The organism is Parafrankia sp. EUN1f (assembly GCF_000177675.1).
Taxonomy (GTDB): Bacteria; Actinomycetota; Actinomycetes; order Frankiales; family Frankiaceae; genus Parafrankia.
In genome coordinates, this window is sequence record NZ_ADGX01000002.1 from 111,550 (window position 1) to 121,346 (window position 9,797).

Sequence of the window (9,797 nt, forward strand, 5' to 3'; positions counted from 1 at the left end):
GGGGTCCCTCGGGGCACGCAGAGGCCGGCCCGGAGTCGAGGGTAGTCCGTATCCGGGCGGCCTGTTCGTATAAGTACTACTTATGGTCGACATAGCGTAGATGGTGTTCCCTTATGAGAACGTACCGATGAGAGTGGTGGGCGTCACCAGTTTCGTCACCGGGAGGCGCATATGCCCGCCGTCCAATCCGTTCTCGTGGTGGGCGCCGGCTTAGCCGGTACAGCCGCAGCGATCCTGCTGGCCGAAGGGGGAGTCTCGGTCGACCTCGTCGAGGCCAAGCCGGACCTCGGCGCGCTCGGTTCCGGGATCACGCTGCAGGGCAACGCGCTGCGGGTGCTGCGCCAGCTTGGTGTGTGGGAAGAGGTCCGTGAGCAGGGCTACGCCTTCGACACCCTCGGCCTGCGAGCGCCAGACGCGGCTGGCACGCTGCTCGTCGAGCTCGAAGATCAGCACACTGGCGGACCCGATCTGCCCTGCACGCTAGGAATGTATCGACCTGCGCTCGCCCGCATCGTCGCCGACCGCGCCGTCGCCGCCGGGGCCAAATCCCGGCTGGGGTTGACGTGTTCCGCTCTCGACCAGGACGCCGATGGCGTTGACGTCACGTTCGCGGACGGCTCGACACAACGCTATGACCTGGTCATCGGTGCTGATGGCATCCGATCGTGGACCCGGCAGGCGATCGGGATCGACACCGAACCCCGCACGACAGGGATGGGCATCTGGCGGGTCTTCGCGCCTCGCCCGGAATCGGTCACCCGTACGGACCTGTACTACGGAGGGCCGTCCTATATCGCTGGCTACTGCCCGACCGGCGAAGACTCTCTCTACGCCTACATCGTCGAGGACTACCAGGACCGTTCGATGCTCTCTCCGGAGGAGGGCCTCACGGTCATGCGCGTGCTCGCGAAGGCATACCACGGGCCGTGGGACGACATCCGCGAGTCGCTGACCGACGCGAGCAGGGTCAACTACACGAAGTTCGAGAGTCACGTGGTCCCGGCGCCGTGGAACCGGGGCCGGGTCACCCTCATCGGCGATGCGGCGCACAGCTGCCCGCCGACCCTCGCCCAGGGAGCGGCGCAGGCACTCGAGGATGCCTCCGTCCTCTCCGAACTTCTGCTTACGCGCGAGCATCTGGATGACGTCTGGGGGCCGTACACCGAACGCCGCTTCACGCGCGCGAGCACGGTGGTGGAGGGATCCCTTCAGCTCGGCAAGTGGTTGCTCCAGCGAGAGCGTGGTGACGTGCCGGGGCTCATGGCGTCGATCTCCCACATGCTGACCGCCCCGGCCTGAATCCGGCCTGACCTTTCCGACCCAGGCCATCACGTCTACGGAGCTCCAATGATCATCCTGAACGGTGACGCCACCGTCCCGCCGAATGAGCGGCTCATTACCCACCTCCGCCATGTTGACCTGGCGGTTCCCGACTTCGGCCGCGAGTTCGCGTTCTTCACGGAGACCTGGGGCCTGAAAGCCGAGAACACCGAGAGCGGCCTCGCCTTCCTGGCGGCGGAGGGATCACCAGAGAACTACTGTGTGCGCCTGCGCGAGGCGGACCAGAAGCGCATCGATCTGATCGCCTTCGGCGCTGCGACCTCCGCCGACGTCGACAAGCTCGCCCAGAGGCTCGCGGCCGACGGTGTCCGGCTTGTCACTGAGCCGGATGTCCTGAAGACCCCCGGTGGTGGCTACGGCTTTCGCTTCTTCGACAACGACGGCCGCACGATCGAGGTTTCCTCCGGCGTCGAGGTACGCCGGCACCGTCAGGTAGAGGAGGGCGAGTCGATCCCGGTGCGGCTCTCGCACGTCGTTGTCAACACGCCGAATCCCGAGGCTACGGTCGAGTTTTACCGTTCTCATCTCGGCTTCGCTGTGTCCGATACACTTATGCACCCGCGCATGGGTGAAATGATGTGGTTCCTGCGCACCAACCCGTTCCACCACAGCCTGGCGATTGCCCGGGGTCCGCACGTCGCCCTGCATCACGCTTCTTTCGAGATGCGAGGCCTTGACGAGTACCTGAGGGGAACCGGGCGGCTGCTGCGGGCGGGCGTGGAGAAGGTGTGGGGGCCCGGCAGGCACACCGCCGGGAACAACACGTTCAGCTATTTCCTGGACCCCCATGGCAACACGGTCGAATACACGACCGAGCTTGAGCAGCTCGACGAGGACACCTGGCACCCACACCTCTACGACTTCACCGAGCCGATGGTGGCCGATCAGTGGGGCACCGCCAACCCGATGAACGAGCTGGTCGCCAGCAAATCCTTCAACGACCCAGACCTGGGCGTCTTCCACGCGCCGCCGATCTGATCCGGGGCACCGATGAAACTCTCCACCTTCGCTGTCCCCATTGGCTCAGCGGCCGGCCAGGAACAGGTTGGTGTGATCGCGGCTGGCCGCGTCCATCCGTTCCCGGCGGAGCTGTCGATGCGCGACGTCATCGAGCGTGGGCTCGACGCCGCCCGGGAACTCGCCGACGCGGCACTGGCCGGCGACGGGTTCCCGCTTGACACCGTGCGCCTGTGCACCCCGCTGCGCCCGGCGTCGGTGCGCGACTTCGTCGCGTTCGAGGAGCATGTGCAGGGCGTCCGAAGGGCGATCGAGGGCACGGCGGGCGTGCCGGACGCCTGGTATGACGCGCCGACGTTTTACTTCACCAACCCGCATGCGATTCTCGGCCCCGGCGAGACGGTTCGTTTCCCCTCGGCGTGTTCGCTGCGCGACCTGGAGCTCGAGGTCGCCGTCGTCGTCGGAGAACCAGGGCACTCGCTCACCGTGGAACAGGCCCGCGACCACGTGTTCGGGTACACGATCATGAATGACTGGTCGGCCCGCGATCTACAGGGCCGGGAGATGCAGGTCGGTCTCGGCCCGGCGAAGGGAAAGGACTTCGCCACGACGTTCGGGCCGTGGATCGTCACGGCCGACGAGCTGGAGCACTACCGGGACGACGACGGCTTCCTGGCGTTGTGGTGCGCGGTCAGTGTCAACGGGCACGAGATCGGACGTGACCTACTGTCGAACATGAGCTGGACCTTCGAGGCGATGATCGCTTATGCCTCCAGGGACAGCCGGGTCGAGGCGGGTGACGTGCTCGGCTCGGGAACGGTCGGCAACGGCGGCTGCCTGAGCGAGCTGTGGGGCCATCGCGGTGAGCAGGACCCGCCGCCCCTCGCTCCAGGCGACGTTGTCACTCTGACCGTCGATGGCATCGGCTCGCTGACCAGCACCGTCGGCGCCGCAGAGCCGACGCCGACGCTGCCGGGTGCTCGTCTGCGCGACCCGACCCTGGCCCGAATGGCGGGATCGCTGTGACCACACTGGCTGGCCGCACCATTGTGGTCACGGGTGCCGCCACCGGAATCGGGGCCGCTGTCGCGACCGGCGTCGAGGTGGCGGGCGGCACGGCGGTCCGGCTCGACCGCACGCTGGCCGAAGGCATCCGGGAGCTCGACGTCCGTGACCCGGCGGAGTGGGCCGCGTTCGCAGCGGAACTCGCCGGCCACCGGATCGACGGACTGGTCAACTGCGCGGGCATCACCTGGCGGGCCCGGCTCGGTGACATCGAGCCGGAGCCCTTCTGGGACACCCACGCCGTCAACGTCTTCGGCCCCCTGCTGGCAATCCAGGCGCTGACCCCGCTGATGCCCGGGGGTGCATCGATCGTCAACATCGGGTCGCTCGCGGCGCTGCAGGGCCACTACCCGGTGGCCTACACGACGAGCAAGTGGGCGGTGCGCGGCCTGACTCGCGCCGCGGCGCTGGAGCTGGCTGGGCGGGGAATCCGGGTCAACGCGGTGCATCCCGGCTTCATCGACACGGCGATGACCGCGGCGGCTCCGGCGGAGTTCCGTGATGCCTCGGTCGCCGAGACACCGCTCGGTCGGGCCGGCAGTCCGGCGGAGGTCGCGTCCGTCGTCGTCTTCCTGCTGGGAGATGACGCATCCTTCGTCACCGGTGCCGAGATCCCGGTCGACGGGGGGGCAAGCTCCCACGGCGGTGCCAAGGCTGTCTCTGAGGCGCTTCGGCCGTCCTACATCCCACCGGCGCCGGGCTGGGGCGCCTGACCGCCCGCGAGGCCCGCGAGGCCTCGCGGGCGTCGCGCTTCCCGGAGATCAGGCAGCCTGACCGCCGCAACCATTCGAGAGGTAATGATGTTCGAGTTCTTCCCAGGTAACTACGTCTGGAACCTGAGTGTGGTCGCGACGCTGAACAGCGGCGGCCTCATCGACGAGGTCGACCGTGCCTGCCGGCCACTACGCGAGCTTGCGGCCCAGGGCGCCGACCTCGGTACCCGCGAGCTGATGGCAGCCTGGGCGGCGGTGGCCGATCAGCTCGAAGGGCAGGCGGCCGAGGCGGAGAAGGCTGGTCACGACCGTTCCGCGGGCCAGAAGTACCTGCGCGCGGCGAACTATCTGAGCCAGGCCGAGCGGATGCAGAGCGCGAAGAGCACCGACCGGGCGGCGGTCTACCAGCGCTGCCTCGACCTGCTCGCCAGCGGCATCGCCCTGATCGACCCGGCCACAAGCCGGGTCGAGGTGCCGTTCGAGGGCAGCTCGCTGCCGGCCTACTTCACGACGGCGGCGACGCAGTCCAACCCCCGCCCGCCAGTGATGATCATGTGGAACGGGCTGGACTCGACGAAAGAGCACATGTATGCCTCCGGCTTCGCGGCCGAGCTCGCCGTGCGTGGGGTGTCGACGCTGATGGTCGACTGCCCTGGCAGTGGTGAAGCGCTGCGGCTGCGGGGCCTGACGGCGCGGGTCACCACCGAGGACTGGGCCAAGGCCTGCGTCGACTACCTGGAAGCCCGCGACGACGTCCGGGCTGACCGCATCGGGCTGGTGGGCTGGTCTCTGGGCGGCTACTACGCCCCGCGGGCCGCCGCGTTCGAGAAGCGGCTCGCGCTGTGTGTCGCCTGGGGCGCGAACCACAACTGGGGCGCGGTGCAGAAGCGCCGGCTTGAGCGGGAGGGCGAGAATCCCGTCCCGCACTACTGGGACCATGTGCTGTGGGTCTGGGGTGAGACCGACCTGGATACCTTCATCAAGAAGGCCGAGGACGTCCACCTCGACGGCGTCGTCGAGCAGATCAGCGTGCCGTTCCTCATCGCCCACGGGGAGAACGACCGCCAGATCCCGCTTGCCTACGCTCACCGCTCCTACGAGCAGGCCGTCAACAGCCCCAAGCGCACCTTGCGGATCTTCACGGCGGAGGAGGGCGGCGCCGAGCACATCGGCCTCGACCACCTGTACCACGTCGGCGTTTTCATCGCGGATTGGATCGAGGAGACGTTCGCCGAGCTGGACGGGAAAACCAGCGCATGAGCCCCGACGAACTCGATCGGACGGACCCCGAGGGCGCTATCGCGGCCACAGCAAAGCGCGTCTCCAACTGGGGTCGCTTTGGCGCCGACGACGTGCGCGGCACCATGAACTATCTGGACGCCCAGAAGCGCCGCGCGGCCGCGGCGCTCGTCCGTACCGGTCTGTCGTTCTCGCTGTCGCAGCGCTTCGACATGGACGGACCGCAGAAGGGCTGGCGCCGGCGTACGAATCCGGTCCACACCATGCTCGACACCGGTGTCGACGCGGTCCACACCGACCAGGGCTTCCCGCACGGCATCGGTGGCGCCGACGATGTGATCGCGATGCCACTGCAGTGCTCGACACAGTGGGACGGGCTCGGGCACATCTTCGACCATGGCATGGCGTGGAACGGCCGACCGGCCGACAAGGTCGTCACCAGCCTGGGTGACCACGTCACCGGAATCGAGACCGTCGCCGATGTCATCGCCGGGCGTGGGGTACTGCTCGATGTGGGCCGGGAGTTCGGCGACGGCGGGGAGCTGCCCGACGGATTCGCGATCACCACGGAGCACCTGGAACGGACCATCGAGCGGCAGGGCTCGTCGGCGGCCGTTGGTCGCGGCGACATCGTGTTGGTGCGCACCGGACAGCTGACCCGCGCCCGCCGCGAGGGCTGGGGCGACTACGCCGGCGGACCGGCTCCGGGCCTGTCGTTCACCACAGCCGACTGGCTGCACGGTAGCGAGATCGCCGCCATCGCCACCGACACCTGGGGGTTCGAGGTTCGGCCGAACGAATTCGACCACGCCTTCCAGCCGCTGCACCAGGTGGTGATCCCGCACATCGGCCTGTTCGTCGGCGAGATGTGGGACCTCGACACGCTCGCCGCCGCATGCGCGGCTGACGGTGTCTACGACTTCTTCCTCACCGCGGCTCCGCTGCCGGTGACCGGAGCGGTCGGGTCGCCGGTCAACCCCGTCGCTGTGCGGTGAGTGATGCCGCCCGGCCGCGCCTGTGCGGCCGGGCAGGGCATGGTGTCGAGGTCACGCTCGGCAACGGCCGGGCGTTAGCCCGGCGACGCCCCGTACGCGTCGGGTCGTCGCCGGGTAACCCTCGACGACTATCAGTCGGACGAGGGAAAAGGCTCGTGCGTATGAGTGTTCCTTATGGCACCCTCGTGGCGTGGAGCTGCTCAATGTCGACCTGAATCTCCTTCGGACGCTTGAAGTGCTGCTACAGGAGGCGAGTGTCACCCGGGCCGCGCAGCGGCTTCAGGTGAGCCAGCCTGCGGTCAGCCTGGGCCTGGCGAAGCTACGCCGACACTTCGGCGACGACCTGCTGCGCCGGGTCGGCAACCGTTACGAGCTGACCCCACTGGCCGTGCAGCTCAAGGAACGCACCAGCCTGGCGATGCTTGGGGCCCGCCGGGTCTTCGAGGCGGTGCCGGCGTTCGACCCGGCCAGTGAGCGACGCGAGTTCACACTGCTGTGTTCGGACTATGCCGCCGCCGTCCTTGGCGAGGCTCTGTGGGACCTGACAGTCGCGCGCGCTCCCGGAGTCGTGCTGCGGTTCGAGCGGCACACCACGACCGACATCGACCACGCGGCCGAGCGGATCCGCACGGTGGACGGCATTCTGCTGCCCCACGGCTTCCTGTCGAACCTGCCATACACCGAGCTCTACACCGACGACTGGGTGTGCCTGATTTCCACGTCGAACACCCGGGTCGGCGACGAGCTGACGATGGAACTGCTGGCCGAGCTGCCTTGGGCGTTCACCTACTTCGCTCCCTCGGCGTTCACCCCTGCCGGGCGACAGCTGCAGGTGCTCGGCGTCGAGCCGCGGGTCCAGGTTGTCGTCGACTCGTTCCTGGCCCTGCCCTTCGTGGTCGCGGGCACCGACCGGATCGCGCTGGTCCAGCGCCGGCTCGCACCCAAACTCACCGCGGCGGGGGACGTCCGTGCGCTCGAGTGCCCGTTCGACGCGGTCGCTATCACCGAGGCTTTCTGGTGGCATCCCATGTACGAGCGCGACCCAGCCCATATCTGGCTGCGTGCGTTGCTCACGGATACCAGCGCGCGGCTCGGCCGGTCTGCAGCGCTGGCCGATGGGCATAAGAGCGACTTATAGCGACCATACCCAGCATGGCGTGGACGGGGTGCGGCGTGGCTCACATCATGAACGCTGCCCACCGCACCAGTGACGGTGGCCTCATCGGAGGAATCACCAGGTGAAGCTCTTACGCCACCGCCTCAGCCTGTCTGGGCTCGCACTTCTCGCCGCTGTGGCGCTTGTCGCCGGCTGCTCCAGCTCTTCGGACAGCTCTACGAACAGTTCGTCAGGCACGTCTGCGGTCACCAGCGCCACCTCGGCCGCCACCAGCGCGGAGGTCTACCAGGGAGTCCTGGGTACCCCGCCAACCACCACCGTCGCGCTCAAGTCCACCGGTCTGGTCTGGGTGGTCTCCTGCGGCCAATCGGTTCCGACCTGCGCCTCGCCCGCCGAGTCCGCCGTCGAGGCCGCCGAGGCGGCCGGCTGGACCGCCAAACTGTGCGACGGCCAGCTCAACCCCCAGGGCTGGTCTGCCTGCATCCGTCAAGGGATCAGCGCCAAGGCTGCCGGGATCATCGTCATCGGCCAGGACTGTGACAGCTTCCAGGCCGCGCTGAAGGAGGCGAAGACCGCCGGCATCCCGACGGTCGCCGCCGGCGGCAACGACTGCGACGTCCGCGGCGGGGAGAAGCTCTTCAGCGCCGTCGTGCAGAACATGCCCGACCTCACCGCCGAGCAGTGGTGGAAGAAGATGGGCGCGCTGCAGGCCGACTGGATCATCGAGAAGACCGACGCCAAGGCCCAGGTGCTCAGCCTGAAATTCACCGACTCCATCTGGGGTGGGTGGATCCAGGACGGCTTCACCACCGAGCTCGCCACCTGCTCCGGCTGCAAGGTGCTTGACACCCTGACCATCGGCAACGCGGACGTCGCCGGCGGCCAGCTGACGCAGAAGTTCGCCACCGCGCTGCTCAAGCAGCCGAAGGCGAACGCCGTCAACGTCCCGCTCGACGGCTGGTTCTTCGCTGGACTTTCGCAGGCGGTGCAGTCCTCGGGTCGTGCCGACAGCCTCGCCGTGATCGGCAACTTCGGCGAGACGGGCAACCTGGACCTCATCCGCAAGGGCACCGGCGAGGACGCCACCGTCGGCTTCAGCGCCCCGTGGGTCGGCTGGGCTGGTGTCGACGCCCTGGCCCGGACACTCGCCGGGCAGCCGACGCAGCCCGCCGGTATCGGCCTGCAGGTCATCGACTCCGACCACAACCTGCCGGAGTCAGGGACTTCCTTCGCCTACTCCCCGGCGGTCGACTTCCGGGCCGCATACACGAAGGACTGGTCGCGGGGGTGAGCACCATCGCCCCGCAGACGACCCCTGCCGTGCTGGAGGCGTTGGGTGTCTCGAAGCGATTCGGGGCCACGGCGGCCCTGGCGGACGCGTCGCTGCGCGTCCGCCAGGGCACCGTCCACGCGCTGCTGGGCGGCAACGGCTCCGGAAAGTCCACGCTGTTCAAATGCCTGGCCGGTGTGCACACCGCTGACGCCGGCACCGTCGCGGTGCGCGGTGCCGAGCTGCCGGCCTCGCACCTGACCGCCCGTCGCGCGCACCAGCTGGGCCTGCGCTTCGTGCACCAGGACCTGGGCCTGTTCGACGGCCTGACCGTCGCGGAGAACATCGCGATCGGCGCCGGCTTCCCGACGCGTGGCGGCCGCATTCGATGGCGGGCGCTGCGCAACCGGGTCGCGGGCCTGCTCGACAGGCTCGAGATCCCGGCAACCCCGGACACGCCGGTCGGCGCGCTGCGCCCCGCCACCAGGACACTGGTGGCGATCGCGCGGGCACTGCAGGACCAGGACGGTACCGAGTGCGTCCTGCTGCTCGATGAGCCGACAGCAAGCCTGCCGGACGCCGAGTCGCGTGCCCTGATGGTCGCGCTGCGCCAGCGTGCGGCGGCAGGGCAGACCATTGTTCTGGTCAGTCACCGCATGCGCGAGGTGCTCGACGTCGCCGACGACTTCACGGTCTTCCGCGACGGCCGCCTGGCGCGAAGCCTGGTCGCGGCGAGCCCGACTGAGGAGGACCTGGTGACGGCCATGGCCGGCCAGCGGGTCCCGTCCCAGCAGGCACGATCGGCGAACACCGCCTCGGTGGGTTCCGCTTCGGCCACCGCGTCCGCTTCCGCGGCGATACCGGACGAGGCGGGGGATCGGGATCCGGTCCTGGCCATCAGTGACCTGGCCGTTGGCCCGCTTGTCGGGCTGGAACTGGCGGTCGCGCCCGGCGAGGTTGTCGGCATCGCTGGGTTGCTCGGCTCGGGCCGCTCGACCACCCTTGGCGCAGTCTTCGGACTGCGCCAGCCGGTGGCCGGCCGAGTCCGCCTGGCCGGTGAGGACGTCACGGGCCTGCCGACCCGCGCGATGATGAAACGT

The 9,797-nt window shown here is 68.7% G+C and carries 9 protein-coding genes; all 9 read left to right on the top strand.

The annotated features are described in order from the left end of the window. Positions 1 to 171 precede the first annotated feature (171 nt). Entirely contained in the window at positions 172 to 1,299 is a 1,128-nt protein-coding gene (locus tag FREUN1FDRAFT_RS01070) for an FAD-dependent monooxygenase (protein WP_006538063.1), read from the top strand. Between the two features lie 48 nt (positions 1,300 to 1,347). Next, on the top strand, positions 1,348 to 2,319 hold the full coding sequence (locus tag FREUN1FDRAFT_RS01075; RefSeq protein WP_006538064.1) for a VOC family protein: 972 nt from the start codon (positions 1,348 to 1,350) through the stop codon (positions 2,317 to 2,319). 12 nt (positions 2,320 to 2,331) lie between these two features. Beyond that, positions 2,332 to 3,324: a fumarylacetoacetate hydrolase family protein gene (locus tag FREUN1FDRAFT_RS01080; RefSeq protein WP_006538065.1), complete on the top strand. Its 993-nt coding sequence runs from the start codon at positions 2,332 to 2,334 to the stop codon at positions 3,322 to 3,324. Then, complete coding sequence (locus FREUN1FDRAFT_RS01085) at positions 3,321 to 4,076, top strand: SDR family NAD(P)-dependent oxidoreductase (protein WP_006538066.1); 756 nt, start codon at positions 3,321 to 3,323, stop codon at positions 4,074 to 4,076. Before FREUN1FDRAFT_RS01080 ends, FREUN1FDRAFT_RS01085 begins: the two co-directional genes overlap by 4 nt. Before the next feature lie 87 nt (positions 4,077 to 4,163). After that, a complete protein-coding gene (locus FREUN1FDRAFT_RS01090; protein ID WP_006538067.1) occupies positions 4,164 to 5,336 on the top strand; it encodes a S9 family peptidase in 1,173 nt (390 codons plus the stop codon). Beyond that, the gene (locus FREUN1FDRAFT_RS01095; protein ID WP_006538068.1) at positions 5,333 to 6,310 is read left to right on the top strand and encodes a cyclase family protein; all 978 of its coding nucleotides are present in this window, start codon (positions 5,333 to 5,335) and stop codon (positions 6,308 to 6,310) included. Before FREUN1FDRAFT_RS01090 ends, FREUN1FDRAFT_RS01095 begins: the two co-directional genes overlap by 4 nt. 190 nt (positions 6,311 to 6,500) lie before the next feature. Then, positions 6,501 to 7,448, top strand: coding sequence for a LysR family transcriptional regulator (locus FREUN1FDRAFT_RS01100; protein WP_006538069.1), 948 nt, complete (start codon positions 6,501 to 6,503; stop codon positions 7,446 to 7,448). Between the two features lie 100 nt (positions 7,449 to 7,548). After that, the gene (locus FREUN1FDRAFT_RS01105; RefSeq protein WP_006538070.1) at positions 7,549 to 8,718 is read left to right on the top strand and encodes a substrate-binding domain-containing protein; all 1,170 of its coding nucleotides are present in this window, start codon (positions 7,549 to 7,551) and stop codon (positions 8,716 to 8,718) included. After that, positions 8,715 to 9,797, top strand: a 1,083-nt coding sequence (locus FREUN1FDRAFT_RS01110; protein WP_006538071.1) for an ATP-binding cassette domain-containing protein, incomplete at its 3' end; no start/stop codon positions are given. The genes FREUN1FDRAFT_RS01105 and FREUN1FDRAFT_RS01110, both read left to right, overlap by 4 nt.